Source organism: Stenotrophomonas sp. IS26, assembly GCF_054188265.1.
In genome coordinates this window covers 72497-99039 of record NZ_JBSZJV010000007.1, presented here as the reverse complement: position 1 = coordinate 99039, position 26543 = coordinate 72497, and the positions used below count along the sequence as shown (strand labels likewise).

Here is a 26543-nt window from a genome sequence, read left to right as displayed (position 1 = left end):
TTTGGATCAGAACCTGTAGTTGAGGGTCAGGCGCACGTTGCGCGGCTCGCCCCAGGTGTAGGTGCTGTACCAGCTGAAGATCGTGTAGTAGTGCTTGTCCAGCAGGTTGTTGACGTTGAGCGTTGCCGAGAGCTGGTCGTTGAACTGGTAACGCGCCATGGCATCGAGCAGCCAGTAGGGCTCGGTGCGGTGGATCTGGCTACCGCCGGTGGCCGGGTTGGTGATGGTGCCGAACGTGCTGCCCTGCCAGCGCGCACCCCCACCGACGCTCCAGCCATCGGCCGCGCCGGTGAGGCGATAGCTGCTGTGCACGCTGAACTGATCTTCCGGCTCCAGCGTGGAGACCTTGGTGGACTGCTGGCGCGCGATCTTGTGCGCGTAGCCCCCCTGGATCTGCCAGCCCGGCGCGAGCTGACCGGACACTTCCAGCTCATAGCCCTTGGTGCGCACCCCCATCAGGCCTTCATAGGCGATCCCGCCGCTCGGCGTCCTGCCGCCGGTCGGCTGCGCGTAGTTGTCCTGCTCCAGCTGGAACACCGCCGCACTGGCATTGAGGCGACCGTCGTAGAACTCCGCCTTCAGGCCCGCTTCGTAGCTGCGCCCTTCCAGCGGATCCAGCACCCGGCCCTGCTCGTCCTGGTTGCCCTGCGGCTTGAAGATGGTGCTGTAGCTGGCGAACACGGAGAAGTTGCGGTTGAGGTCGTACACCAGGCCGGCGTATGGCACGACCACGCCGCTCTCGTCGGTATCCGGAGATTTATAGTTGGCGATGCGGCTGCCGACGATCAGCTTGAGCGGATCGGCCAGGTCGAAGCGGCCCACCACATAGGCACCGCTTTCGCGGGTGACCTGGTTGTCACCGTAGCCCCACTGCCAGTCCGGCTCGGGCACATCGCCAGTCCAGGCGTAGTAGTCGGCGACGCTGCTCACGTAGCCCGGCTGCGGCGAGTAGCCGTTGTTGACCCAGCGCTTGCGCGACACGCTGCCACCGACGACCAGCTCATGCTGCCGGCCGAACCACTCGAACTTGCCGCTGACGTACAGATCGGCCGCGTTGCTGGTGGTCTTGCCGATGTACTGGCCCAGCCACATGCTCACGCCCTCACCGGTGACCGGATCCGGGTTGCCACCGGCCGCCGCGCCCAGCGAGGCGTCATAGCCGTTGACCTGGTGATTGAGCTGCAGCTTGGCGACCCAGTCATTGGCGAAGGTGTGCTCCAGCGTGGCGAAGCCGGTGCGGGCGTACTGGCCCCAGCGGCTCCAGCGCGCGCCGTTGTTGAACGAGCGCGGCATGTCGTTGAAGTTGCCTGCACTGTCCAGCAACGGAATGCCGCCCCAGCTGGAGCCCTTGGGATCGCTGTCCTGGTAATCGGCACCGACGGTCAGCAGCGTGCTCTCGCCGAGGTCGGCTTCCAGGATGCCGTAGAACACCTCATTGCTGCGCTGGTAATGATCGACGTTGGAATGCTTGTCCTGGTAGGCGCCCACGACGCGGCCGCGCACGCGCCCGCTCTCGGTGAGCGGCCCGCCGACATCGACTTCGGCGCGGTAGCTGTCCCAGGAACCGATGCCCAGCGTGGCACTGCCGGCCAGCTCGCGGGTAGGCTTTTTGCGCACCAGGTTGATGGTCGCGCCCGGGTCGCCCATGCCGGTCAGCAGGCCGGTGGCGCCCTTGAGCACTTCGATGCGGTCATAGATGGCCATGTCGCTGAGCGTGTTGCCCGCCGAGTAGGCCGAATCACGCGCCATCGGAATGCCGTCGTACTGGAAGTTCTGCACCGCAAAGCCGCGCGCGTAGTACTCGGTGCGCTCGCTGTCGTAGGTGACGATGCTCACGCCGGGCGTGACCTTCATGACGTCATCGATGCCATTGAGGCCGAAGTCGTTCATTTCCTGCCGCGTGATCACACTGATCGACTGCGGCGTCTGGCGCGGGCTGAGCACCAGGCGGGTGGCCGTGGCAATGGTGCCGGGCGTGTACGAATCGCTGCCCTCGGTCACGGTACCAAGCTGGTTGGCGGTGACCTGCACGGTCTGCAGGGTCTGCGCACCGTCCTTGGCAGGTGCGTCCCCTGCCGGCGCCTCTTCGGCCTGCACGGCCGAGGCGGACAGGGCCAGGCCCAGCACGCAGGCCATGGCCTGCATCAGCGGGGAGATCGAGGGAACAGCAGGACGGCGACCCGAATGGATCGGGGCAACACGGAACGGAACGACGGACACGGCAATGCCTCCAGGCAGGAAGGGACTCCTCTGGCGGCGGCTGGAGGGAACGAATGGGCCGCATGATGCCGCATCCGGGGCCATAGCGAAAGGCTATGGCGGCATGGGACCGGCGGATTCCCCTGCAGCCAGGGCGACGCCCCGCTGGAGGCGGGCGCCGGGTCAGCCGCGCGGCACCGGCGCATCCGAAGCGATCAGCTTTTCCTGCTTCAGCTCGGCCCAGAACGCCGCGGGCACCGCCACGGACAGGGAGGCGACGTTGGCCAACACCTGTTCCGGCGTGCGCGCGCCCGGGATCACGGCCGAGACCACCTCCGGTGCATCGGCGAACTGAAGGGCGGCCGTGCGCATATCCACACCGTGGCGATCGCAGATGGCCTGCACCTTCGCGCGCTTTTCCGGCGCCCACGACGGCACCTTGCCGTCGTACAGATACCGGTCGCGCCCAGCCAGATAGCCGGCCAGCAGCGGCGAACCCACCACCACCGACGCACCGTGCGCGGCGATCTTCGGGAACGTGTCATGCAGCGCTTGGTCGTGATCCAGCAGCGAGTACTGGCAGGCGAGCAGGAAGATGTCCGGGTCCGCCTCGGCGACCGCACGCAGGGCGGGCTCAGGGCGGTTCACCCCGAAGCCCCAGGCCTTGATCAGCCCCTCTTCGCGCATGCGCGTCAGCGCCGGCATCGCGCCTTTTGCAGCCTCGGCGAAGCGCTGCTCCCACGGCATCCCAAGGTCCTTCTCGTTGTCCGGCGAGAGGTCATGGATGAAGACCACATCCAACTGCGACACACCCAGGCGGTTGAGGCTGTCCTCCACCGAGCGCCGCGTGCCGTCGGCGGAGTAGTCGTAGCGGTAATGGAACGGCGAGGGGTCCTTCCACATCACGTCCTGCAACTCACCGGCGGTGGCCGTCAGGAGGCGGCCGACCTTGGTCGACAGCGTGTACTCACGCGCGGGATGGTTGTGCAGATGGTGGCCGTAACGGCGCTCACTCAGACCAAGCCCGTACCACGGAGACGTATCGAAATAGCGCACGCCCGCTGCAAAGGCGGCGGCGAGGGTGGCCTCGCTCTGCGCATCGGTCGCGGCCGCAAACCCATTGCCGATCGCGACACCGCCCAAGCCCAGGCGGGTCTGCGGACGATAGCGCCTGCCCTGCTGTGCGGGGTTGCCCGGCAAGGGCTTCGCCGAGGCCTGGCCGCGGGTGGGCAGGACGCTGCCCGGGCCGGCCGACTGCGCCATCAATGGGGCGGCGGCGAACGCGGCGGTGCCGGCGGCTGCAACGGAAAGGAAGTGGCGGCGTGCGTTCACGGCGACTCCTGTTTCTGCGGGGGAAGCGCACACCCTGGCAGAGCGGCGGTGCAGAGCATGCCTGTGCGGCGTCAACGCAGTGGCAACACCCCTCCGTTCGTTCCGGTTGCGCCTCGCTCAGCCCGGGCGTGCACCCGCCGCCAGAAGCAGTGTCTCCATCTGGCGGTAACCGCGCTGGCGTGCATGCTGCAGCGGGCTCACGCCCTCGCCGTCGGGCAGGTTCACGTCGGCCCCGGCCGCGATGAGCTGACGGACGATCTCCACATGTCGCGGGCCACCATCGGCCAGGATGATCGCCTCCAGCAGCGCGGTCCACTGCAGGTTGTTGACATGATCCACATCGACGCCGGCGGCGATCAGCGTCGCCACGGTCTCCACGTGCCCGCGTTCGGCCGCCGGAATGAGTGCAGTGCCCCCGTACCGGTTGGTGCTCTTCAGGTCCGCACCGGCCGCCAGGGTCGCGCGCAGGATCTCGAGATGTCCGCGGGCACCGGCGTAGAGGTAGGGGCTGTCCTGGATCGCATCCTTGGCATTGACGTCGGCACCAGCCTGGATCAGCGCAAGCGCGGCCTCCACGTGGTTGTGGTGGGTCGCGGCCAGCAACGGGGTCGCGTTGGCCGCGCCGCGCGCATCCACCTGTGCACCCTGCCCCAGCAGCGTGCGCACGGCTGCGGCGTCGCCCTTTTCCGCCGCCCGATGCAGGCGCTCCTCCAACGATGCGGCACCGACCGGCATGACCATGCCCATCAGCATGCTCACCACCACCCAGCCACGCAGTGACTTCCGTCCCATCGACATGCTCCTGCTCCTTTCACGGGGGGCGCCCGGTGGGGCGCCGCTGCACCAGACCGTAGCCGAGCCGCCGCGTCGGCACCAATGAAGATTGGGGATCGACTGCATGCGCCATCCGAATGTGTCGGCCGGCGCGCCGTCCGCCTGTTTCATGCGACGCTGCGCGCCACATTCCCCACGGAAGCGCACCACCATGCTGCATCACCTTTCACTGGGCGTGCGCAATCTCGCGCGTGCCGCCGCCTTCCACGATGCCGCGCTCGGTGCGCTGGGCATGCGCCGCGTCTTCGAAGACGACGAGGCGATCGGATATGGATATGTCGAAGATGAGGATCTGCTGTGCTTGAAACTGCGGGCCGACGCCTCGCCGCCCGGGGCTGGGTTCCACCTGGCCTTCGGCGCACCTTCCCGCGAGGCAGTCGATGCGTTCCACCGCGACGCACTGGCGGTTGGCGGCACCTGCAACGGGGCGCCGGGGCTGCGCGAGGACTATGGCGATCACTACTACGCCGCCTTCCTGATCGATCCGGATGGGCATCGGATCGAAGCGGTCTGCAAGTCGATCATTTGACCCGGATCGCACAAGCGGATCGCACAAAGAAAAAGGCCTCCGTACTTGCGTACGAAGGCCTTTTCTACAACTGGCGGAGCGGGAGGGATTCGAACCCTCGATAGAGTTTTAAGCCCTATACTCCCTTAGCAGGGGAGCCCCTTCAGCCACTCGGGCACCGCTCCAGTGTTCTTGGTCCGCCGCTGTGATGAATCATCTCAGCGGGGGCGCGAATAATAACGTTTTCCGCGCCCTCAGGTAAAGCCTTAATCCGAAGAATTTTCACTTCCGGATGCATTCGGCTCATCGCCGCGCTGGATCCGCTGGTAAATCTCTTCGCGGTGCACGGCCACGTCCTTCGGAGCGGTGATACCGATACGCACCTGGTTGCCCTTGACGCCGAGCACGGTCACGCTGACCGAGTCACCGATCATCAGGGTTTCGCCTACACGGCGAGTCAGGATCAACATTTGTTCAAGTCTCCAGGGGAACCGGTGGTGGCATTTCCCCACCGGCTTGGCGCCCCGGCAAGAGCGCCCCACGACAACGGGAAAAGATTCGCCATAGTACCGTCAGGCCTCCCGACCCATCAAGGAGCAGGAGGCTTCAGGCTGTTCAGATACGGGGGGTGACCCAGTCGACGACGGCGGCCAGTGCAGAAGCAAGGGCGGGCCCGTCCTCACCACCACCCTGGGCGAGGTCCGGGCGGCCGCCGCCCTTGCCCCCGATCTGACTGGCGATATGGGCCAACAGTTCCCCGGCCTTTACCTTGCCCATTGCGCTGCCGTTCACGCCTGCGACCAGGGCCGCCTTGCCGTCCTGGGTGCCGGCCAGCACGATCACCGCATCGCCAAGCTGCTGCTTGAGCCGGTCGATCGCATCGCGCAGCGCCTTGGCATCGAAGCCTTCCAGGCGCGCGGCCAGGATCTTGATGCCGTTGACCTCGACCGCGGCGCCACCGAGATCGGCGGTGGCACCGGCAGCCTGCTTGGCCTTGAGCGCCTCGAGTTCGCGCTCCAGCTTCTTCTGCCGCTCGCCGAGCTGGCGGATCTTGTCGACCACGTCGCCGGCATTGCCGCCAAGCAGTGCCGCCGCTTCGCTCAGCTGGGCTTCTTCATGGGCCACGTAATCCAACGCGCCCTGCCCGGTGACTGCTTCGATACGACGCACGCCCGAAGACACACCGCCTTCGGCAGTGATCTTGAACAGGCCGATGTCGCCGGTGCGCGACACATGCGTACCGCCACACAGTTCGGTGGAGTAGTCGCCCATCTTCAGCACGCGCACGTGCTCGCCGTACTTCTCGCCGAACAGCGCCATCGCGCCGAAGTCGAGCGCTTCCTGCATGCCCATGTTGTGGACTTCAGCGGCGTTGTTGGCGCGCACCTGTTCGTTGACCTTGCGCTCGATGATCGCCAGGTCTTCGGCGCTGATCGGCGCGAAGTGCGAGAAATCGAAGCGCAGGCGATCAGGCGCGACCAGCGAACCCTTCTGCTGCACGTGGGTGCCCAGCACTTCGCGCAGGGCGGCATGCAGCAGGTGGGTGGCCGAGTGGTTGAGAATGGTCGCGCCACGGCGCTGGCCATCCACCTGACCGGACAGCACATCGCCGACCTTCAGGCTGCCCGCGGTGAGCTTGCCCACGTGCCCATGGAACTGGCCCGCGAACTTCTGGGTGTCGCTGACCTCTACCTGGACGCCGGCGCCGGACAGGATGCCGTTGTCGCCGACCTGGCCACCGGACTCGGCGTAGAACGGGGTCTGGTGGGTCAGCACGATGACGTCATCGCCAGCTTGGGCACTCTCCACCGGGCGGCCGTCCTTGAGGATGGCGACCACGGTGAGGTCGTCGGCCTGCAGGCGGTCATACCCGAGGAACACGGTCGGCTTGAGCGTGGCGACCAGATCGGCCGACAGGGTCACGCCGCCGCCGAACTTGCCGGCCGCGCGCGCGGTCTCGCGCTGGGTGTCCATCGCGGCGTTGAAGCCCTCGATGTCCACGGTCAGGTCGCGCTCGCGCGCGATGTCCTGGGTGAGATCAAGCGGGAAGCCATAGGTGTCGTAGAGGCGGAACGCATCCACGCCCGGGATCACGCCGTTGCTGACCTTGGCGGCCACGTCGTCGAAGATCTTCATGCCCGAATCCAGCGTTTCCGCGAAACGCTCTTCTTCGGCCTGCAGGGCGCGCACAACCGTGTCGACCTGCGCCGGCAGTTCCGGATAGGCCACGCCCATCTGCTCGACCAGCGTCGGCACCAGCTTGCTGAAGAACGGCTGGCGCACGCCCAGCATCCAGCCATGGCGCAGCGCGCGGCGGATGATCCGGCGCAGCACGTAGCCGCGACCTTCGTTGGACGGCAGCACGCCGTCGACGATCAGGAACGAGCAGGCGCGGATGTGATCGGCGATCACGCGCAGCGACTTGTTCTCCAGGTCGGCCATGCCGGTCAGCTCGCTGGCCTTGCGGATCAGCGCCTGGAACAGGTCGATTTCGTAATTGGTGTGGACGTGCTGCAGGATCGCCGCCAGACGCTCCAGGCCCATGCCGGTATCCACGCACGGGGCCGGCAGCGGCACCAGGGTGCCGTCGGGCTGGCGGTCGAACTGCATGAAGACCAGGTTCCAGATCTCGATGAAACGGTCGCCGTCTTCATCCGGCGAGCCCGGCGGACCACCGGCGATGTGGTCGCCATGGTCATAGAAGATTTCGGTACACGGGCCGCACGGGCCGGTCTCGGCCATCTGCCAGAAATTGTCCGACGCGAACGGCGCTCCCTTGTTGTCGCCGATGCGCACGATCCGCTCTTCCGGAATACCGACCATGTCGCGCCACAGCGCGTAGGCCTCGTCATCGGTCTGGTACACGGTGACCAGCAGGCGCTCGGCCGGCAGCTTCCAGACCTGGGTCAGCAGCTCCCAGGCCCAGGCGATGGCGTCCTTCTTGAAGTAATCGCCGAACGACCAGTTGCCCAGCATCTCGAAGAAGGTGTGGTGGCGCGCGGTGTAGCCGACCTGGTCCAGATCGTTGTGCTTGCCACCGGCGCGCAGGCAGCGCTGGACGTCGGCCGCGCGCACGTAGCTGCGCTTCTCGGCGCCAAGGAACACGTCCTTGAACTGCACCATGCCGGAGTTGGTGAACAGCAGGGTCGGATCATTGCCCGGCACCAGCGGCGCCGACGGCACGATCGTGTGGCCTTTGCCCTTGAAGAACTCAAGGAAATCGCTGCGGATCTGGGAGGTAGTGAATTTGACGGATGCGTTCATGGGGGGCTGGCTTTGTGCGGGACGGTCAGTCCCTGGCACGCAGCCCCAATGGCCGGGTGTCAACTGCAGGACCGCCGAAACCACAAAGGGTATCAGGCCCGGGCCGCTCAGTCCTCCGGGTCGTAACGGGTGGCCTGGCGGATGCTGTCGCCGGGGAACCCCCGGCGGGCCAGAAGATCGGCGGCTTTGCGCCGTGCAGGCAGTTCCTGCGGGCCGGCCTCGCCAAAACGGCGGCAGACCAGGTCGCGGGCATTCTCGGTCCAATCGCCTTCGAAGGTGTCCATGGCCGCCGCGATCTGGTCGCTGTCCAGGCCATGCGTGCCCAGTTCGGCGCGGATGTGGATCGGTCCATAGCCGGTGTTGGCCCGGATCCGGACCAGATTCTCGGCAAAGCGGGTGTCATCCTGCCAGCCGGCCTCGGCCAGCTTGCTGACCGCAGCTTCGGCGGCCTCGTTCTCGATGCCGCGGGCCTGCAGTTTGCGGGTCAGCTCTTTACGCGAGTGTTCGCGGCGCACCAGCAGCCCCAACGCACGCTGGACCGGCGTCTGTTCCTGGACACGGCGCTTGCGCCGGGGTGCGGGGGCTTCGGAGTCTTGCATGGCAGCGGTCCATTACAGTGCGCCGTCCTTGGCGCCATCCCGTCGGGGATTCTTGAAACTGCAGGACAGGGCGAGCGTCACTGACGGCGCTGCCCTGCCCCGCAGGAAACTCACTCGGCGTCGTCTTCCGCCTCGTCGCCGCCTTCACGCACGGCTTCTTCCGGCTGGAACTTCTCGCGCAGCTCGGCTTCCAGACGCTGGGCGATCTGCGGGTTGTCGCGCAGATAGCCGCGGGCGTTGTCCTTGCCCTGGCCGATCCGCTCTTCGCCGTAGCTGTACCAGGCGCCTGCCTTCTCGACCAGCTTGGCTTCCACGCCCATGTCGATCAGTTCGCCTTCGCGGCTGATGCCTTCGCCGTACAGGATCTCGGTGATGACCTGCTTGAACGGGGGCGCCAGCTTGTTCTTGACGACCTTGATCTTGGTCTGGTTGCCGATGATCTCGTCGCCCTTCTTGATCGCGCCGATACGGCGGATGTCCAGGCGGACCGAGGCGTAGAACTTCAGCGCGTTGCCGCCGGTGGTCACTTCCGGGCTCTGGCCCGGCATCATGACGCCGATCTTGTGCCGCAGCTGGTTGATGAAGACCACCAGGGTGTTGGAGCGCTTGATGTTGCCGGTCAGCTTGCGCAGCGCCTGGCTCATCAGACGGGCCTGCAGGCCCGGCAGCTGGTCGCCCATTTCGCCTTCGATTTCGGCCTTGGGGGTCAGCGCGGCGACCGAGTCGACCACCACGATGTCCACCGAGCTGGAGCGCACCAGCATGTCGGCGATTTCCAGCGCCTGCTCACCGGTATCGGGCTGCGAGAGCAGCAGGTCGTCCACGTTGACGCCCAGCTTGGCGGCGTAGATCGGATCCAGCGCGTGCTCGGCATCGATGAAGGCCGCAGTACCGCCCTTCTTCTGGCATTCGGCGATCGCCTGCAGGGTCAGGGTGGTCTTGCCCGAGGATTCCGGACCGTAGATCTCCACGACGCGGCCCTTGGGCAGGCCACCGATACCGAGGGCGATATCCAGCATCAGCGAACCGGTGGGGATGACCTCGACCGCTTCGACGACACGGTCGCCCATGCGCATCACGGCGCCCTTGCCGAACTGCTTTTCGATCTGGCTCAGCGCGGCGGTGAGGGCGCGCTTTTTGTTTTCGTCCATCGGAGTGGTCCTTGCAGAGGTCGTATCGGTGGAGGTGCTGTCTTTGGAAGTCTTCTTGGCCATGGGTTCACTTTAAGGCTGGCGTATCGCACGGGCTGAGATTCTGCCCAGCGTTCGGAAAAAAATTATCGGACATCCGTACCAACCTCAGCAAAACCAGAGATGTGCCACAAAAGACCGCGCGTGATTCAAGGGGGAACAGGGTCAGCGGTTGGGCCGCAGCAACCCGCAATAGAGGCCTTCGATGGCGAAGTCCTGGTCGGGCAGCACTTCGATCGGCTTGTAATCGGGGTTGCGCGGCAACAGGCGGATCCGGTCCTTGCCCATCTTCAGCAGCTTGACCGTGATCTCGTCATCGATGCGGGCCACCACGATCTGGCCGGAGCGGGCGTCGCGGGTGCGGTGCACCCCGATCAGGTCGCCGTCGAAGATGCCTTCGTCGATCATCGAGTCGCCCTGCACTTTCAGCAGGTAGTCCGGCGCGGGCGAGAAGAACACCCGGTCGAGCACCACGAAGTCGTCCGAGCCGATATCCGCGCCGATCGGCAGACCGGCCGCGACCCGGCCCAGCACCGGCAGGCGCAGGACGTGGTCCGGCAACGCCGAGGCGGGCAGCGATTCGGGCAGGCCGTTCTGCAGCGCCGGTGCCTGGACCAGCCGGATGCCGCGGGCCTGGCCCGGGATGCGACGGATCGCCCCGGCCTGCTCCAGCGCTTCCAGATGGTACTGGGCGGCCCGGACGCCCTTGAAGCCGAACGCACGGGCGATTTCCGTCTGCGACGGCGGTGCGCCATCGGTCTCTATACGCTCGGCGATCAACTGCAGGATCGCCTGCTGGGTATCGGTCAGGTCCATGGTTAGTAGTATTACTACTAACGATGCGGGCACGCAAGTGCCCGCAGAGGAAGAACAGATAGAAGAAGGGTGGTCCACGCCCAACCGAAGCCGCCAGCAACACCTGTAGCCACCGACCGTTGGTCGGTGACCGCGCGAACGCGCGGCAATGGCGTCCGACCAACGGTCGGACCTACACGTAATCCCCCGCTTACGCGGGAGATTCCGGGGATCCTTCGGATCCCAGCGGTTAGAACCCTACGGGTTCTTACCGCTGCGCCAGATCGAGAACAGGATCCATACGCCACAGAAGCCGGCACCGATGAAGCCGGCCACGCCCAGCGCGAGCAGCCAGCGGCTGGAGATGCCGCCGACGCTGTGCATGACGATCGAGGAGCCGATGATCAGCGCGGCGGTCACGATACCCATGACCAGCCGGTTGGCGGCACGGTTGACCTGGTCGCCGAAGCCCTGCAGCGCAGTGGTTTCGATCTTGAGCTGGAGCCGGCCGCGGCGCGCCATCTGCAGCAGCCTGCGCACGTCGCGCGGCAGGTCGCCGACCAGGTCCATCACCCCGACCAGGCTGCGCTTGCCGCGCTTGAGCATCGCGCCGGGCGAGTAGCGCTGCCACATCACCCGCTCCAGATACGGGCGCGCGGCGCTGGCCATGTCGAACTGCGGGTCGAGCTGGCGGCCCATGCCTTCCAGGGTGAGGAAGGTCTTGATCATCAGCGCCAGATCGGCCGGCAGGGTCAGCGCGTACTGGCGCAGCAACTGGGTGATGTTGCCCAGCATCAGGCCCATGTGCAGGTCTTTCAACGGCACCCCGCGGTACTGGTCCACGAAGGTGCTGATGTCCTGCTGCAGCCGCGACTCGTCCACCTCCACGCCACCGGCCCAGTCCAGCAGCACGTCGGCCACCTGCTCCGGCTCCTGGGTGACCAGGCCGTGCAGCAGCTGGGCGACCTGGAAACGGCGCTGCTCGGAGATCGCGCCCACCATGCCGAAATCGATCACGCCGATGCGGCCGTCGCGCAGGTAGATGATGTTGCCCGGGTGCGGATCAGCGTGGAAACAGCCGTCCTCCAGCACCATCTTCAGCACGATGCGCGCACCGGTGCGGGCCAGTTGCACGCGGTCCAGACCGGCCGCATCGACACCGGCCAGATCGCGACCGGGAATGCCGTCCACGAAGTCCTGCACGTTGAGGCTCTCGCACGTCCACTGCCAGTGCACGTTGGGTATCAGGATGTCGTCGCGGCCCTGGAAGTTGCGCGCGATGCGCTCGGCATTGCGGCATTCGGCGGCAAAATCCAGCTCGCGGCGCAGCGACACCTGGAACTGCTGCACCACCTCGGCCGGGCGATACCGCTGCAGGTCGGGCAAGCGCGCTTCCACGATCTCGGCCAGCCGCGCCAGCAGGCGCAGGTCGGCTTCGATCACCTCGCGGATGCCCGGACGACGGATCTTCAGCACCACGGCGGTGCCGTCATGCAGGGTTGCGCGGTGCGCCTGCGCCAGCGAGGCCGCGGCCATGGGCGTTTCATCGAGCCACGCGAACACCTCGGTGGCCGGCGCGCCGAGATCGCGTTCGAGCTGCTCACGCACCTGCGCATATGGCAGCGCGGGCACGGCATTCTGCAGTTCGGAAAATTCCGCGATCCAGTCCGGCGGGAACAGGTCCACGCGGGTGGCCAGCACCTGGCCGAGTTTGACGAAAGTGGGTCCGAGGTCTTCCATCGCGCGGCGCACGCGCACCGGCGCGGTCATCCGCAGCATCTGCTGGGTGTCGTTCCAGTGCAGCAGGCGGCCGGCGCGCTCGAGCACATCGGCCAAGCCGATGCGGCGCACGAGGTCGCCGAAGCCATAGCGGATCAGGACCGACGCGATTTCCTGCAATCGCCCCAGGTCACGCACGGTACCCAGCGTTTCCCACATCGGCCCACTCTCCTGTCAGCACACCCGGTCAGGATGTCACAACAGCGGGAAGATTCCCGTCAGCGCCTGCTGCACGGTCTGCCGCCGTATGGCTTCGCGGTCGCCGTCGAACTGGAACAACTGCGCACGCGCGTAGCCGCCCCGGCCCTTCCAGCCGATCCACACGCTGCCGACCGGCTTGTCCTCGCTGCCTCCGCCCGGGCCGGCAATGCCGGTCACCGCCACGGCGATGCCGGCACCGGAATTGATCAGCGCACCGGAGACCATTTCCAGCACGGTCTCGCGGCTGACCGCGCCGAACTGTTCCAGCGTCTGTGCACGCACGCCGAGCAGGCGTTGTTTGGCTTCGTAGCTGTAGACCACCATGCCGCAATCGAAGAACGCCGAGGAGCCGGCGATATCCGTCATCGCCTTGGCGATCCAGCCGCCACTGCAGCTCTCGGCGGTGACCAGCTGCAGCGAGGCCTGCTGCAGGCGCTGGCCCACGTCACTGGCGAGGGCGCCCAGCTCGGCGTCGGAAGGAACGGTCATGGGGAATCCTGGATCAACGGGGGACGAACGCCCCCTGTTTTAGCCGAAATCGCGCGTGGTGTCGTGTGTCGCCGGGCGCGACGGAGGGTCGCACGCCCCCAAGATTATGCGAGCCGGCCAGCGGCCGGCACGCCCCGTCGCGCAGCCGCGCCGGGAGGCTGATGGAGCGCCGGCCAGCGGCCGGCACCCCCTCACCACTCCGGAAGCTTCTCCGGGAGCATCGCGCGGATCGGTTCGCCGCCCTCGCCGGCCGCCAGCTTCTCGGCCTCGGCGATCGGGATCTCGACCTGCAGCAGCCAACCGTCTTCGTCGGTGGTTTCGCTGCGCACGACTTCCAGCTGATGCAGGCGCGAACGCAGGCGGCCAGCACTCGGCGCCAACCGAAGCTCGCCACTGATGTGCTGCAGGCCCAGCCGCTTGCCCAGCACGGACTGCAACAGCGGCAGGCCAACGTTGTCGCGGGCGGAAATCCAGACCCGCTCGCGGCGCGCGTTGTCGGGGATGCCGTCCTGGCCATCGTGACGCACGTCGGCCCCGTCGATCCGGTCGATCTTGTTGAACACCAGCAACTGCGGCAGATCGCCCGCGCCGATGGCGGTCAGCACTTCATCCACCTGTGCGATGCGCTCCTCACGGTGCGGATCGGCCGCATCGACGAGGTGCAGCAGGAAGTCCGCTTCGCGGGCTTCGGACAAGGTGGACCGGAATGCGGCCACCAGATCGTGCGGCAGGTCGCGGACGAAGCCGACGGTATCGGCAAGCACCACGCTGCCGCCCGGCAGCGCGATGCGGCGCACGGTCGGGTCCAGCGTCGCGAACAACTGGTCCGCGGCATACGCCTCGGCACCGGTCAATGCGTTGAACAGGGTCGACTTGCCGGCGTTGGTGTAGCCCACCAGGGCCACCCGCGGCAGCTCGCTGCGCAGGCGGGCACGACGCATCTGGGTGCGCTGCACTTCCACCTTTTCCAGCTTCTTCTGCAGCTGCTCCACCCGCTTCTGCAGCAGGCGGCGATCGGTTTCCAGCTGGGTTTCACCCGGGCCGCGCAGACCGATGGAACCGCCGCGCTGGCGCTCCAGATGGGTCCAGCCGCGGATCAGCCGCGTGGACATGTGGCGCAGCTGCGCCAGCTCGACCTGCAGCTTGCCTTCGTGGCTGCGCGCACGCTGGGCGAAGATATCCAGGATCAGCCCGGTGCGGTCGATCACGCGCCGTTCCAGGAACCGCTCCAGGTTGCGCTCCTGCCCCGGCGACAGCGCATGGTTGACCAGGATCAGGTCGGCGCCGGTGGCATCGGCCGCGGCCTTGACCTCGTCCAGCTTGCCGCTGCCAATCAGGATCGACGGATTGGGCCGATCGATGCGCGCGGTCAACGTGGCCGCGATGCTGGCCCCGGCAGAGCGGGCCAGATCGGTGAACTCTTCCAGCACGTCATCTTCGAGCCGGCCGGCGTGCGGCTGGATCAGGAGTGCGTGTTCGCCTCGCTTGGAACGGTCAAACACGCAGTTCTCCAGAATTTTTCACGCAGTCACTCAACGTCGTCATCACCTTGGACGCCCTCGGCGCCATCATTGGATTGCACATAACCACCTCCGGGCCCGACCTTCACGTTGCGCGCCGGCACCACGGTCGAGATGGCGTGCTTGTACACCATCTGGCTCACCGTATTACGCAGCAGCACCACGAACTGGTCGAACGATTCAATCGTTCCCTGCAGCTTGATGCCATTGACCAGATACACCGACACCGGCACACGTTCGCGCCGAAGTGCATTCAGAAACGGATCCTGCAGCGATTGCCCCTTGGACATTGCACACTCCTGATTATTGTTTTTATGGTCTTCCGGCAGTTGCCACGGCCCCCGCCGCCCGCCGGAACCCTTGATGGTACACGGGGTGGGCGGGTGAAGGCGTGGACTCAGCGTGCGACGAAGGTCGACACCGCATCCGCCAGGGAAGCCCTGTCTAGATGGGGATCGAACCAGCGCGCATCAAGCTCCCCGCGCAACCAGGTCAGCTGGCGCTTGGCCAGCTGACGGGTGGCCTGGATGCCGCGTTCACGGAACGCCTCGGCCGTCCCCTGCCCGTCCAGATACTCCCAAGCCTGCCGGTAACCCACCGCCCGCACGGCCGGCAGATCCAGCGGCGCGGCCACCTCGGCCATCGCCGGCAGGGCCCGCAGCGCGCGGACTTCGTCCAGGAAGCCGCGATCCAGCATCGTGTCGAAACGGGTTTCGATGCGCTGGTGCAGCACCGTGCGCTCGCGCGGCGCGAGGATCAGTTTGAGCGCCCGCACCGGCAGCCGGTCCACGCCGGGCAGCTTCTGCCATTCGCTGATCGGGGTACCGGTCAGGCGATGGACTTCCAGCGCCCGCTGGATGCGCTGCGGGTCGGTGGCGTGAATGCGCTTTGCCGCTGCCGGATCGATGCCGGCCAGTTGGCCATGCATCGCCGCCCAGCCCTGCTCGGCCGCCTCAGCGGCAATCTGCGCGCGCACCGCCGGATCGGCTTCGGGCATCGGCGACAGGCCCTGCAGCAGGGCGCGGAAATACAGCCCGGTGCCACCGGCCAGGATCGGCATGCGGCCGCGCGCGATGATGTCGCGGACGGCGCGCGCCGCGTCGCTGGCGAACTCCGCCGCCGAATAGGTCTGCCACGGGTCGCGCACATCCAGCAGATGGTGCGGCGCCTGCGCGCGCTCGGCCGCATCGGGTTTGGCCGAGCCGATATCCAGACCGCGGTAGACCAGGGCGGAATCGACGCTGACGATCTCACCGTCCAACTGCTGGGCCAGCGCGATCGCGGCGGCGGTCTTGCCCGAGGCGGTCGGGCCCATCACCGCGATCGCCAGCGGGCGCTGATCGACGGCCATCAGTCCTCGTCCGGCCAGCGCGGCATCGCCGGTGCGGCCGACACCCGCGGCATCGGCACGGCATCGACCGCCGCCCAGACCTTCAACGCATCCACGGTGGCCGCGACATCGTGCACGCGCAGCAGCATCGCACCCCGCTGGGCCGCGATCAGGTGCGCGGCGACGGAACCGGCCACGCGGTCACGCGGCTGCTCACGACCGGTCAGTTCACCGATGCTGCGCTTGCGCGACAGGCCGGCCAGCATCGGCACGCCCAGCTCGAGGAAACGGCCCGAGCGTGCGAGCAGGATCATGTTGTGTTCGGTGGTCTTGCCGAAACCGAAGCCCAGATCGATGATCAGGTGCTTCTTGGCGACGCCGGCCATCTCGGCCTGGAACATGCGCTCGGTCAGGAAGCGATGCACGTCGGCGACCACGTCATCGTAGTGCGGGGTGTCCTGCATGCTGCCGGGCTCGCCCTGCATGTGCATCAGCACCACCGGCACGCCGAGTTCGGCGGCGGCGTCCAGCGCACCGGGCTGGCGCAACGCATGGATGTCATTGATCAGGCCGGCACCGGCGGCGACCGCGGCGCGCATCACCTCGGGCTTGAAGGTGTCGATGCTGATCGGCACGGTGGTTTCGCGTGCCAGCCGCTCGATCACCGGGATGACCCGGCGCAGTTCTTCATCCAGCGGTACCGGCGCACTGCCGGGCCGGGTCGACTCGCCGCCGATGTCGAGCAGGTCGGCGCCCTCGGCCACCAGCTGCAGGCCGTGCGCGACCGCGGCCTCCACGCTGTCGTGGTCACCGCCGTCGGAGAACGAATCCGGGGTGACGTTGACGATGCCCATGACCCGCGGGCGATCCAGCCGCAGCAGGCGGCCGCCGCAATCGAGCTGGGGGGAGATATCGAACATGGGCAGATCCACGAAGTACGCCAGCGCGTAGTTTACGCTGGCGCACCGGACCGGCCGTCAGAGGTCGCCGAGGCGGGCCCCATCGACCGGCTTGGCCAGCCAGATCGCCAGATCGTTGCCGATCGCATTGACCGTGCGCTCGAGCACATCGCACGAGCCCTTGAAGCCGGCAAACGCGCCACCGCGCGACACGCGGCGTGCGGTGACCGTGGCCACCTGCTGGCCGTTCTCGAACAGCACGCCGCGCACGGCAGCGGACTTGAAGTGGCCGGTGAACGCATTGCCGGCGCTCTGCGCCTCCACCAGTTCCAGCTTCAACGCGTGTCCGCTGCCGGTGTTCACCGGATCACTGCCGAAGACGATGGTGTTGCCATGCGCCGGCGCATTCTTGCCCAGCGCGGTCGCCAGCTGCGCGCCCATCCGGCACTCGGCCTTGATGTTCTCGGCGATGATCGCCGCGTCGTTGAACGGCACCGGATCCTGCACGTGGATCTCGGCGGCCATGAGCGGCGTGGCACAGCACAGCAGCGCAGCAACCGCTACGCGCATCGAATGACGCATGAACATCCCCCTGGAAAGTGTGTCGGCCGATCCCCCGGCCAAGCCCGACCGCGGCATGCGGCGCGGGCACGCGCATCGTGCCCACTGCCGGCGGCGCGCGCAAGCACTCAGCGCTGGCGGCGCTTGCGCTCCACGTACACGGTCTTGGCGATGCTCATCAGCACACCGACCGCGATGCCGACGCCGGCGCCGAGCAGGAAGTTGTCGCGGGTCAGGCCGATGGCCACGCCAATGATCGTGGCGATCACCATTTCAGTGGTGTGCGAGATCGGCTGCGGCGGGGGTGCGGACATGGCGACTCCAGAACGGGAACGAAAACGGACCGTCATTATGACCTGCCCGAAACGACGAAGGCCGGGTTTCCCCGGCCTTCGTCACTTACGTGGGCAACACTCAGATCTGCTCGGCAGGACCGGCGATCGGCGCGACCGGACGGGCATCGCCGCCCTTGTCGTTGTTGTTGCCGCCATCCTTGTTGCTGGGGGACTTGTCCCAGCCCATCGGCGGCGGCGGATCACGGCCTTCCATCACGGCATTGATCTGCGGCGCATCGATGGTCTCGTACTGCAGCAGCAGTTGGGACATCGTGTGCAGCTTGTCGAGGTTGGCGGTCAGCAGTTCGGTGGTACGGGCGTACGCCTTGTCCAGGATGCTGCGGACGACTTCGTCGATGCGGCGCGCGGTGTCATCCGACACGCTCTTGTGCTGCGTCACCGAACGGCCGAGGAACACTTCATCGTCCTCTTCACCGTAGGCGATCGGGCCGAGTTCGTCGGACAGGCCCCACTTGGTGACCATGTTGCGGGCCATCTTGGTGGCGCGCTCGATATCGTTGGAGGCGCCGGTGGTGACCTTGTCGGTGCCGAAGATCAGTTCTTCGGCAACGCGGCCGCCGTACAGCGAACACAGCTGCGATTCGATCGCCACCCGGTTCATCGAGTACTTGTCGCCTTCGGGAAGGTACATCGTCACACCCAGCGCGCGACCGCGGGGAATGATGGTGACCTTGTAGACCGGATCGTGCTCGGGCACCAGGCGACCGACGATGGCGTGGCCGGCTTCGTGGTAGGCGGTGAGCGTCTTTTCTTCTTCGCTCATCGCCATCGAACGGCGTTCGGCACCCATCAGGATCTTGTCGCGGGCACGGTCGAAGTGGTCCATGCGGACTTCCTTCTCACCGCCGCGCGCGGCGAACAGTGCTGCTTCGTTGGCCAGGTTGGCCAGGTCCGCACCGGAGAAGCCCGGGGTGCCGCGCGCGATCACCATCGGCTCGACATCGTCGGCCAGCGGCAGCTTGCGCATATGCACCTTGAGGATCTGCTCGCGGCCCTTGACGTCCGGCAGGCCGACCACGACCTGGCGGTCGAAACGGCCCGGGCGCAGCAGCGCCGGATCCAGCACGTCGGGACGGTTGGTGGCGGCGATGACGATCACGCCCTCGCCTCCCTCGAAGCCGTCCATTTCGACCAGCAGCTGGTTCAGGGTCTGCTCGCGCTCGTCGTGACCGCCGCCCAGACCGGCACCACGGTGACGACCGACAGCGTCGATTTCATCGATGAAGATGATGCACGGTGCCTGCTTCTTGGCCTGCTCGAACATGTCGCGCACGCGGCTGGCGCCGACGCCGACGAACATTTCCACGAAGTCCGAACCGGAGATCGAGAAGAACGGCACCTTGGCCTCGCCAGCAATGGCGCGGGCCAGCAGCGTCTTGCCGGTACCCGGCGGACCCACCATCAGCACGCCGCGCGGAATCTTGCCGCCCAGCTTGGTGAACTTGGTGGGGTCGCGCAGGAAGTCGACCAGTTCGCCGACTTCTTCCTTGGCCTCGTCGCACCCGGCAACGTCGGCGAAGGTGACCTTGATCTGGTCTTCGCCCTGCAGCTTGGCGCGCGACTTGCCGAAGGACATCGCGCCCTTGGCCCCGCCGCCACCGCCCTGCATCTGGCGCATGATGAAGATCCAGAAGCCGATGATCAGGATCACCGGGAGGAAGTTCATCAGGATCGCGCCCAGCGAGATGCCGCTGGAGGGCTCCTCCTGGACGATTTCCACGTTCTTGCCGCGCAGCACGTTGATCAGGTCGCGATCGAACGGGGCGGTGATGGTGGCCGACTGGCCGCCACGGGTGGTGTAGGAAATCTGATTGGTGCCGCCACGCATGTCCCCGCTGAAGGTCACCTTCTGGACATTGCCGCTGTCCACCTGGTCCAGGAACTGCGAGTACGTCGCGCCCTGTGCGCCGGCTCCGCTGCTCTTCGGCGAGAAGCTCTGGAAGACCACCATCAGCACGACGGCGACGACCACCCATAGCAGGAGGTTCTTGGTCAAGTCGTTCATCCTCATTGGCTCCGGTGTTCCTCTAATTCCTGACGCGATTCGTATGGTTGAGCTTGCTTGATCTGCGCGCGTTTTCCCTGCCCCAAGGCGTACACCTCGGGCGAGCGCTTCCGGGAGGCTTCAGGCTTGCGGATCACTACTTTGTCGTACCGGCGGCGCATTTCGCGCACGTAGTCGTCAAAGCCCACGCCCTGGAACAGCTTGATCAGGAACGCGCCACCGGGCTTGAGATGGTTGTCGGCAAAATCCAACGCCAACTCCGCCAGGTGCATCATCCGCGGTTGGTCCACCGCATCCATTCCACTCTTATTGGGGGCCATATCCGAGAGCACAAGGTCTACCGGCTGATCCCCCAGCATGGCTTCGAACTCCGATAGGACGGCTTGTTCCCTGAAGTCACCGTGAAGGAACTCCACGCCGGCCAGCGGCGGCATCTCCAGGATGTCCAAGGCCAGCACCCGGCCGGTATCGCCGATCTGGCGGCGGACCTGCTGGGACCAGCCACCCGGGGCGGCGCCCAGATCGACCACGACCATGTGCGGCTTCAGCAGCCGATCGCGCTGCAGCAACTCCTCCAGCTTGTAGGCCGCACGCGAGCGCATGCCCTCGGCCTGGGCCTTCTTCACGAAGGGGTCGGCGAAGTGCTCTTTCAACCAGCGTTGACTGCTTTTGCTACGGGTTGCCATTGAGATGCGGGTCGGATGGGGAGGTCATGATACCCTGATCGCCCCAGTTAACCGCTTGTTCCTGAATGGCTATCGCCCTGACTTCTTCCCAAACCCGTTTCCTCCGCGGCCACGCGCATGATCTGAAAGCCCTGCTCCAGATCGGCGGCAAGGGGGTGACACCGGCCTTCCTGGCTGAACTGGAAGAGGTGCTGGAGCGCCACGAGCTGATCAAGGTCAAGGTTGCCGCCGAAGACCGCGAGGCCCGTGACGCCCTCATCGCCGAGCTGGTCAGTGCCAGCGAAAGCGCGCTGGTGCAGCGTATCGGCCACGTGGCCGTGCTGTACCGCCCGAGCAAGGAACAGCGCCAGATCGTCCTGCCGCGCGGCTGATCCCGGAACGCTTATGCAGCTGAGCCACGAAATCCCCGACTACGCCTATGCCCTGCGCGCCGCCGATGGCCGCAGTGCGAAAGTGAATGACCGGACCCTGGCCGCCAGTTTCATCCTGGCTCCGGACACGCTGATCGAAGCGTGGCCGGTGGCCGATATTGCCTTGCTGACCCCGGAAGACCTGCAGCCGGTGCTGGCGCTGAACCCCGCGCTGGTGGTGCTGGGTACGGGCGATACCCAGGTGTTCCCGCCGGCGGCAGTCATGGCCGCCTGCCTGACCCGTGGGATCGGCCTGGAAGTGATGAACAACCCGGCGGCGGCGCGAACCTTCAACATCCTCGCCAGCGAGGGCCGCAAGGTGGCCGCGGCGTTCATCCTGAAGGGGTGAGACCGGGATTTCCGTTCAGAAAAGGCCGCCCTTGAGGCGGCCTTTTTCGTGCTTACTTCGGCGGCAGGTACAGCAGCGGGTCGACCGGCTTGCCGTTGTAGCGGATCTCGAAGTGCAGCATGTCGCGTGCGGCGCCGGTGCGGCCCATCTCCGCGATCTGCTCGCCGGCCTTCACGCTCTGGCCTTCATTGACCAGGCGCTTGCGGTTGTGACCATACGCCGACAACCACTGGTCGCTGTGCTTGATGATGATCAGCTCACCGAAACCGACCAGGCCGGCACCGGAGTACACCACCACGCCGGCGGCCGTCGCCCGGACCGGCTGGCCACTGGTGCCGGCAATGTCCACGCCCTGCTTGGTCGCTTCACCGGCGACGAAGCGCCCGACGATCGCGCCATCGGCCGGCCAGCGCCAGCTGATGTTGCTCTTGATCGCCGTGGTCGGCGCCGGCGTAGCGGCCGGCGCTGTGCCACCCGGGCGCGGCGCGGTCACCACGGTGGTCGGGGCGCGGCCCGGGCTGCCGCCGCTGCCGCCCGGGTACAGGCGCAGCGACTGCCCCGGATAGATCGTGTACGGCTCGGCCAACCCGTTCCAGGCGGCCAGATCGCGCGGGGTGATGTTGTGGATGCGGGCCAGCGCATACAGCGTGTCGCCACGGCGGACGACGGCGGTCTGGCCGGGTTTGGCCACCGAGCTCTGCGGCGTGCTGTGGGCCACACCGCCCGAGCCCGAGGGCCGCACCACGGTGGCGGTGCCACAGGCGCTCAGCGCCGACACCACCAGCAGCAGCGCGCCGCTGCGCACTCCCTTGCTCAAACGATCAGCACTCATGCGAACTTCGCTCTCCATACAAGCCAGGCCACCAGCACGACCACCAACGCGGTCGCGATCCAGCCCAGCGGTTCAATCCAACGGCGCAGCGCAGCTTCCGCGCGCGGCCCGCCAATACGAATGACCGCCGCCAGCACGTACACGCGCTTGCCACGGCCGATCAACATGCTCAGGAAATACTGCGGCAACGGCACGCCGACGATACCCGATGCCCATGTGAAGACCTTCATCGGGATCGGCATGAAGCCGCCCAGCACCAGGAAGGTGAACACCGCCCAGGGCGACTCGGCCATCTTGGCCTGCACGATGGCGATGCCACCTTCGATGCTGGTCAACATGCCCAGCGCGGCGAACACCGGCTTGAGCGCTTCGAAGGCGAAGTGGCCCAGCGCATAGCCGACCAGCGCACCGGCCATCGAACCGGCCAGGCTGAGCGTGGCGAACCACCAGCCGCGCTTGGGCTGGGCCACGCACATCGGGGCGAGCATCACCTCGGGCATCACCGGGAAGATGATCGCCTCGATGAAGCTCAACACCGTCAGATAGGTCGGGGCGCGCTCATGCGCGGCCCACTTCATTGCCCGCTCGTACAGCGGACCAAAAATCTTCATGACGCAACGCTCCTTGGAATCAGTCCAGCATGCCAGACAGCAGCGGTACGAACGTGACCGGTGCCAGTACCTGCTGTTCAACACTGCCGTCATCGCGACGGGTCAACTGGATCAGCGACTGCGCGCCCGGGCCGCCGACCGGCGCGACCAGGCGGCCACCCACGGCAAGCTGTTCGACCAGTGCGTCCACCAGCGCCGGTGCGGCCGCGGTCACCACGATCGCATCGTAAGGACCGTGTTCGGCCCAGCCGATGCGGCCATCATCATGTTTGCTGCGGATGTTCATGCCCAGCGCACGGAAGCGCTTGCGCGCCTGGCGCAGCAGATCGCCGATACGCTCGACCGTGTACACCTCCAGCCCGATCGCGCCCAGCACGGCGGCCTGGTAGCCCGAGCCGGTGCCGACTTCCAGCACTTTCTTCGGCGCTGACTGCAGCACCGCTTCGGTCATGCGCGCGACCACCCAGGGCTGGGAAATGGTCTGCCCGTGCCCGATCGGCAGCGCGGTGTCTTCGTAGGCACGCGACGCCAGCGCTTCATCGATGAACAGATGGCGCGGCACCACACGGATGGCATTGAGGGTGGCTTCGTCGGCGATGCCGGCATCGCGCAGGCGATCCACCAGGCGATCGCGGACCCGCTGCGAGGTCATGCCGATGCCGACGGCTTCGGGCTGCAGGCGCAGGCGCGGGGTCATGCCGGCCGGTCCAGCGCGTCGGTCAACCCGGCAACCCAGCTGGCCACTTTCTCCAATGCCTGGTAACGGGTGAGATCGACCTGGATCGGGGTGATCGAGATGTAGCCGTTGCGGACCGCGTGGAAATCGGTGCCGGGGCCGGAATCCTGCTCGCGCCCGGCCGGGCCGATCCAGAACACCTCATTGCCGCGCGGATCGCGCTGGGCAATGCAGCCTTCGGCGCGGTGGCGGTTGCCCAGGCGGGTCACTTCGAACCCACGGACCTCGCTCCACGGCAGATCCGGCACGTTGACGTTGAGGATGGTGTCGGCGGGCAGCGGGTCGGCCTTGAGCCGGGTAACGATCTCGACCGCGGCGCGGGCGGCGGTATCGAAGTTGCGCGGCTCGTGGTTGTGCGTGACCAGCGACATCGCCACTGCGGGCAGGCCGAGGAAGCGCCCTTCCATCGCCGCCGAGACGGTACCGGAGTAGATGACGTCGTCGCCGAGATTGGCGGCGTTGTTGATGCCCGATACCACCATGTCCGGTTCGTACTCGAGCATGCCGGTCAGGGCCAGATGCACGCAGTCGGTCGGGGTGCCGGCCACCGAGCAGGTGTAGTGGTCGATGCGCTTCATGCGGATCGGCAGGTCCAGGGTCAGCGAATTACTGGCGCCGGAGCGATCACGATCGGGGGCGACCACGGTCACTTCATGACCGGCGTCACGTAAACCCGAGGCGAGCATCTTGATGCCCGGTGCATCGACACCGTCGTCGTTGCTGACCAGAATCCGCATCTGCGATTTAACCGCTTGATTTTTCAAGACTTCGATTCCATCACTTCCCACTGTTGGCGGCGGTGGCCGTGCCCCTTCCGGAGCATGACGACCGCGCAAGTGCGTCCGCTATTGTGCCGCAAGCGGACAGATCGTCCTACCCCGATAACGGTAGGCATCGCCCTCCCCGCCCATTAGGCTGTACGCATGTCACATCCTGAAGACGAAGATCCTGCCGCGTTGTTCCGCGCCGCCATCGGCGAGGTCAAACCGCTGCGCAAGGTGGTCACGCCGCCGCCGGCCACGCCACGGCCGAAGCCGCGCGCGCGGATGGCCGAGCAGGATGAACAGGACGCCCGCGGGGAATTCGCCCGGCTGCTGCGCGACAGCAGCCCCCTGGAGGCTGGGGATACGGCCAGCTACCGGCGAGAGAACCTGCCGCCGCGGATGTTCCAGCGACTCAAGCGCGGCCAGTACTCCGTGCAGGACGAACTGGACCTGCATGGTGCAACCGTGGCCCAGGCCGAGGCGCTGGTCCGGCAGTTCCTGGTGGAGGCGCACGCGCATGAGTACGGCTGCGTGCGCATCATCCACGGCAAGGGGCTGCAGTCCGACGGGGGTGCGCCGGTGCTGAAGAATCTGGTCGATCGCCTGCTGCGCCTGCGCAACGACGTGCTGGCGTTTCATTCCGCGCCCGCCGGCCAAGGTGGGACGGGCGCGGTACTGGTGCTGCTGGCAAACCGGTAGCCACCCGCACACCCGCATGGCGTGGCTCTACGCCTCCGGTGTGGCCTGGCTGGCGTCTTCCACCGGTCCCAGCTCATGCAGCACCGCGGTGGCATAGCAGCCCGGTGGCAGCGCGAAGCTCAGTTCCAGCACATCCGCGGCCAGCCACTGGTGTTGCAGCATGGCCGGGCGCAGGCGCAGCGCACGGCGCTCCTGCTTCAGGCGAGCGCTTTCCAGGCCGGCGCGCAGCGCGAGCGATTGCTCATCCGCGACCGCGCCCAGTTCCAGTTCGGCGGCGGCGCCGGTGCTGCGCAGCTCACCTTCGCCCCACAACGGGCCGCTGGGGTGGATGTCGAAGCGGCCAAGGCGATCGGCCAGCAGATCCGTCCACGGCTCCGGGCCGAACACACTGCGGCTGCCATCGAGCATCCAGACTTCGCCCTCCAGCGGCGTGTCCCAGTTGCCCTGCTCCACGCGCGCCGCCAGCACCTGGTTGAACAGTGCCGAGCGCGCGGCCGAGAGCAGCAGCGAGCGCTGATCGGGCCGCATGCGGCGGCCGCCGAACATGGCCAGCGCGGCCGGCACGTTGCCGCCGTCGCGGCCGAAGCGCTGCTCACCGAACCAGTTCGGCAGACCGCGCGAGGCGATATGGGACAGGCGCTCTTCGATGGCCGCGGCATCGCCGCGCACATCGCGCAGCACCAGCTTGAAGCGGTTGCCAGCCAGCGCACCGCGCTGCAGCTTGCGGTTGTGCCAGGTCGACTCGACCACCTCGATCTCGTCCGAAGCCAGCAGCGCCGGATCCGGCGCCACGCGCTTGGGCAGGTGCACGCTGAAGCGCTGCGTGGTGACCGCGTGGCGATCCTTCATGCCCGCGTAGCTGACCGCCATGTCCGGCAGGCCAGCCCACCTGGCCAGCACCTTGGCCACGTGCACGGTGTTCGCCCCGCGCTTGCGGATCGTCAGCAACAGGTGCTCGCCCTCACCGCTCGGCTCGAACGCCGGCAGTTCGTCCACCTGGAAATCCTCGGGCGTGGTGCGGATCTTCGCGCTGAGCAGCGGCGCGCCGAACGCCAGCGGCAACGGGATCACAGCGCCACCAACAGCACGCTGGCCTGGGCGGCGATGCCCTCGCTGCGGCCGGTGAAGCCCAGCTTCTCCGACGTGGTGGCCTTCACGCTCACGCAGTCCAGCGCGATGCCCAGCACCGTGGCGATGCGCTCGCGCATGGCCAGCGCATGCGGACCGACCTTGGGCCGCTCGCAGATCACGGTGATATCGGTGTTGCCGACCTGCCAGCCGCGCCCGCGCAGCAGCCCGTTGCAATGATCCAGCAGGTGCGCGCTGTCCGCGCCTTTCCAGCGCATGTCGGTCGGCGGGAAATGCACGCCGATGTCGCCCAGTGCCAGCGCACCGAGCATGGCATCGCACAGGGCGTGCAGGATCACGTCGCCATCGCTGTGCGCGAGCACGCCGCAGCTGTGCGCGACGCGGATGCCGCCGAGCATGATGTGATCGCCCTCGCCAAAGGCATGGACGTCGTAGCCCTGTCCGATGCGGAAGGGAGGAAACTGGGGCGTGGTCATTGCAAGAACCTGCGGTTGGGTGTGGCGCGC

At 66.8% G+C, this 26543-nt stretch carries 28 protein-coding genes and 1 tRNA gene; 4 read left to right on the top strand and 25 right to left on the bottom strand.

All coding sequences use genetic code 11. The features are described 5' to 3' along the window. Positions 1–6: 6 nt before the first annotated feature. From ACW6W5_RS08590 to ACW6W5_RS08580, 3 genes are all read right to left on the bottom strand, one after another. Positions 7–2145 carry a TonB-dependent siderophore receptor gene (locus tag ACW6W5_RS08590; protein ID WP_152151656.1) on the bottom strand — a complete coding sequence of 713 codons (2139 nt, stop codon included), beginning with the start codon at positions 2143–2145 and terminating at the stop codon, positions 7–9. A 237-nt stretch (positions 2146–2382) separates the two neighbouring features. Then, entirely contained in the window at positions 2383–3531 is a 1149-nt protein-coding gene (locus ACW6W5_RS08585) for an aldo/keto reductase (RefSeq protein WP_193222754.1), read from the bottom strand. Between the two features lie 117 nt (positions 3532–3648). Continuing rightward, positions 3649–4329 (bottom strand): ankyrin repeat domain-containing protein, encoded by a 681-nt coding sequence (locus ACW6W5_RS08580; protein WP_152151524.1) that lies wholly within the window; start codon positions 4327–4329, stop codon positions 3649–3651. A 187-nt stretch (positions 4330–4516) separates the two neighbouring features. Between ACW6W5_RS08580 and ACW6W5_RS08575 the strand changes: the two genes are divergently transcribed. Next, positions 4517–4894, top strand: coding sequence for a VOC family protein (locus ACW6W5_RS08575; RefSeq protein WP_152151522.1), 378 nt, complete (start codon positions 4517–4519; stop codon positions 4892–4894). 71 nt (positions 4895–4965) lie between these two features. Here ACW6W5_RS08575 and ACW6W5_RS08570 read toward each other — a convergent pair. The 16 genes from ACW6W5_RS08570 to rlmE form a co-directional block, all read right to left on the bottom strand. Beyond that, positions 4966–5058, bottom strand: a tRNA-Ser gene (locus ACW6W5_RS08570). Between the two features lie 81 nt (positions 5059–5139). After that, on the bottom strand, positions 5140–5343 hold the full coding sequence (csrA, locus tag ACW6W5_RS08565) for a carbon storage regulator CsrA (protein ID WP_019183311.1): 204 nt from the start codon (positions 5341–5343) through the stop codon (positions 5140–5142). Between the two features lie 145 nt (positions 5344–5488). Beyond that, a complete protein-coding gene (alaS, locus tag ACW6W5_RS08560) occupies positions 5489–8137 on the bottom strand; it encodes an alanine--tRNA ligase (RefSeq protein WP_152151520.1) in 2649 nt (882 codons plus the stop codon). Between the two features lie 107 nt (positions 8138–8244). Further along, positions 8245–8736 (bottom strand): recombination regulator RecX, encoded by a 492-nt coding sequence (gene recX, locus ACW6W5_RS08555; RefSeq protein WP_123728918.1) that lies wholly within the window; start codon positions 8734–8736, stop codon positions 8245–8247. Between the two features lie 110 nt (positions 8737–8846). After that, a complete protein-coding gene (gene recA / locus ACW6W5_RS08550; protein WP_123728917.1) occupies positions 8847–9887 on the bottom strand; it encodes a recombinase RecA in 1041 nt (346 codons plus the stop codon). A 204-nt stretch (positions 9888–10091) separates the two neighbouring features. After that, positions 10092–10742: a transcriptional repressor LexA gene (lexA, locus tag ACW6W5_RS08545; protein ID WP_121041795.1), complete on the bottom strand. Its 651-nt coding sequence runs from the start codon at positions 10740–10742 to the stop codon at positions 10092–10094. Positions 10743–10979: 237 nt separating this feature from the next. Beyond that, on the bottom strand, positions 10980–12659 hold the full coding sequence (ubiB, locus tag ACW6W5_RS08540; RefSeq protein WP_152151518.1) for a 2-polyprenylphenol 6-hydroxylase: 1680 nt from the start codon (positions 12657–12659) through the stop codon (positions 10980–10982). A 36-nt stretch (positions 12660–12695) separates the two neighbouring features. Beyond that, on the bottom strand, positions 12696–13190 hold the full coding sequence (locus ACW6W5_RS08535) for a CinA family protein (RefSeq protein WP_019183317.1): 495 nt from the start codon (positions 13188–13190) through the stop codon (positions 12696–12698). 191 nt (positions 13191–13381) lie between these two features. Continuing rightward, entirely contained in the window at positions 13382–14692 is a 1311-nt protein-coding gene (gene hflX, locus ACW6W5_RS08530; RefSeq protein ID WP_121041791.1) for a ribosome rescue GTPase HflX, read from the bottom strand. Positions 14693–14718: 26 nt separating this feature from the next. Further along, on the bottom strand, positions 14719–15000 hold the full coding sequence (hfq, locus tag ACW6W5_RS08525; RefSeq protein ID WP_019183319.1) for an RNA chaperone Hfq: 282 nt from the start codon (positions 14998–15000) through the stop codon (positions 14719–14721). Between the two features lie 107 nt (positions 15001–15107). Beyond that, a complete protein-coding gene (gene miaA, locus ACW6W5_RS08520) occupies positions 15108–16061 on the bottom strand; it encodes a tRNA (adenosine(37)-N6)-dimethylallyltransferase MiaA (protein ID WP_152151516.1) in 954 nt (317 codons plus the stop codon). Continuing rightward, on the bottom strand, positions 16061–16960 hold the full coding sequence (gene folP / locus ACW6W5_RS08515) for a dihydropteroate synthase (RefSeq protein WP_152151514.1): 900 nt from the start codon (positions 16958–16960) through the stop codon (positions 16061–16063). Before folP ends, miaA begins: the two co-directional genes overlap by 1 nt. 57 nt (positions 16961–17017) lie before the next feature. Next, entirely contained in the window at positions 17018–17521 is a 504-nt protein-coding gene (locus ACW6W5_RS08510) for a hypothetical protein (protein WP_152151512.1), read from the bottom strand. 107 nt (positions 17522–17628) lie between these two features. Then, positions 17629–17814, bottom strand: a complete 186-nt coding sequence (locus tag ACW6W5_RS08505) for a hypothetical protein (RefSeq protein ID WP_121041784.1) — start codon at positions 17812–17814, stop codon at positions 17629–17631. A gap of 100 nt (positions 17815–17914) precedes the next feature. Beyond that, positions 17915–19861 carry an ATP-dependent zinc metalloprotease FtsH gene (gene ftsH, locus ACW6W5_RS08500; RefSeq protein WP_183073776.1) on the bottom strand — a complete coding sequence of 649 codons (1947 nt, stop codon included), beginning with the start codon at positions 19859–19861 and terminating at the stop codon, positions 17915–17917. A 2-nt stretch (positions 19862–19863) separates the two neighbouring features. Then, on the bottom strand, positions 19864–20547 hold the full coding sequence (rlmE, locus tag ACW6W5_RS08495; RefSeq protein WP_152151510.1) for a 23S rRNA (uridine(2552)-2'-O)-methyltransferase RlmE: 684 nt from the start codon (positions 20545–20547) through the stop codon (positions 19864–19866). Positions 20548–20612: 65 nt separating this feature from the next. Between rlmE and yhbY the strand changes: the two genes are divergently transcribed. Then, the gene (yhbY, locus tag ACW6W5_RS08490; protein ID WP_019183325.1) at positions 20613–20918 is read left to right on the top strand and encodes a ribosome assembly RNA-binding protein YhbY; all 306 of its coding nucleotides are present in this window, start codon (positions 20613–20615) and stop codon (positions 20916–20918) included. 13 nt (positions 20919–20931) lie between these two features. Then, positions 20932–21306 carry an Mth938-like domain-containing protein gene (locus tag ACW6W5_RS08485; protein ID WP_121041778.1) on the top strand — a complete coding sequence of 125 codons (375 nt, stop codon included), beginning with the start codon at positions 20932–20934 and terminating at the stop codon, positions 21304–21306. 52 nt (positions 21307–21358) lie between these two features. Here ACW6W5_RS08485 and ACW6W5_RS08480 read toward each other — a convergent pair whose 3' ends face one another. From ACW6W5_RS08480 to surE, 4 genes are read right to left on the bottom strand one after another with little or no spacing between them, the layout of a single operon-like run. Continuing rightward, complete coding sequence (locus ACW6W5_RS08480) at positions 21359–22138, bottom strand: peptidoglycan DD-metalloendopeptidase family protein (protein ID WP_121041776.1); 780 nt, start codon at positions 22136–22138, stop codon at positions 21359–21361. Further along, entirely contained in the window at positions 22135–22749 is a 615-nt protein-coding gene (locus ACW6W5_RS08475) for a YqaA family protein (RefSeq protein WP_121041774.1), read from the bottom strand. Before ACW6W5_RS08475 ends, ACW6W5_RS08480 begins: the two co-directional genes overlap by 4 nt. Positions 22750–22768: 19 nt before the next feature. Further along, complete coding sequence (locus ACW6W5_RS08470) at positions 22769–23446, bottom strand: protein-L-isoaspartate(D-aspartate) O-methyltransferase (RefSeq protein ID WP_121041772.1); 678 nt, start codon at positions 23444–23446, stop codon at positions 22769–22771. Continuing rightward, positions 23443–24222 (bottom strand): 5'/3'-nucleotidase SurE, encoded by a 780-nt coding sequence (gene surE, locus ACW6W5_RS08465; RefSeq protein WP_152151508.1) that lies wholly within the window; start codon positions 24220–24222, stop codon positions 23443–23445. Before surE ends, ACW6W5_RS08470 begins: the two co-directional genes overlap by 4 nt. 186 nt (positions 24223–24408) lie before the next feature. Here surE and ACW6W5_RS08460 point away from each other — a divergent pair, with 186 nt between their 5' ends. Then, positions 24409–24948 (top strand): Smr/MutS family protein, encoded by a 540-nt coding sequence (locus tag ACW6W5_RS08460; RefSeq protein ID WP_121041768.1) that lies wholly within the window; start codon positions 24409–24411, stop codon positions 24946–24948. A 27-nt stretch (positions 24949–24975) separates the two neighbouring features. On the opposite strand, the gene truD is transcribed toward ACW6W5_RS08460, so the two are convergent. Next, the gene (gene truD, locus ACW6W5_RS08455) at positions 24976–26019 is read right to left on the bottom strand and encodes a tRNA pseudouridine(13) synthase TruD (protein WP_121041766.1); all 1044 of its coding nucleotides are present in this window, start codon (positions 26017–26019) and stop codon (positions 24976–24978) included. After that, positions 26016–26513 (bottom strand): 2-C-methyl-D-erythritol 2,4-cyclodiphosphate synthase, encoded by a 498-nt coding sequence (ispF, locus tag ACW6W5_RS08450; protein ID WP_121041764.1) that lies wholly within the window; start codon positions 26511–26513, stop codon positions 26016–26018. Before ispF ends, truD begins: the two co-directional genes overlap by 4 nt. Positions 26514–26543 lie beyond the last annotated feature (30 nt).